Origin of the sequence: Cellulomonas telluris, assembly GCF_004886325.1 — a bacterium.
GTDB classification, from domain to species: Bacteria; Actinomycetota; Actinomycetes; order Actinomycetales; family Cellulomonadaceae; genus Cellulomonas; species Cellulomonas telluris.
The window spans coordinates 1-517 of the sequence record NZ_QXFN01000112.1; the positions used below are offsets into that span (position 1 = coordinate 1).

Annotated in this window: 1 rRNA gene; it reads right to left on the minus strand. The window is 50.3% G+C overall.

Going from position 1 to position 517, the window contains the following annotated elements:
• Window positions 1-81 precede the first annotated feature (81 nt).
• A 16S ribosomal RNA gene (locus FB586_RS18980) occupies window positions 82-517 on the minus strand; the annotation flags it as partial.

Genomic DNA, 517 nt, shown 5'->3' on the forward strand with positions numbered 1-517 from the left:
TTTTTATTGAACTCTCAAAACTAAACGAAAACGAAACACGGAAACTTATATTGATAAGCAGCGCTTATCAATTCTCCATAGAAAGGAGGTGATCCAGCCGCACCTTCCGATACGGCTACCTTGTTACGACTTCACCCCAATCATCTGTCCCACCTTAGGCGGCTGGCTCCAAAAAGGTTACCCCACCGACTTCGGGTGTTACAAACTCTCGTGGTGTGACGGGCGGTGTGTACAAGGCCCGGGAACGTATTCACCGCGGCATGCTGATCCGCGATTACTAGCGATTCCAGCTTCATGTAGGCGAGTTGCAGCCTACAATCCGAACTGAGAACGGTTTTATGAGATTAGCTCCACCTCGCGGTCTTGCAGCTCTTTGTACCGTCCATTGTAGCACGTGTGTAGCCCAGGTCATAAGGGGCATGATGATTTGACGTCATCCCCACCTTCCTCCGGTTTGTCACCGGCAGTCACCTTAGAGTGCCCAACTTAATGATGGCAACTAAGATCAAGGGTTGCG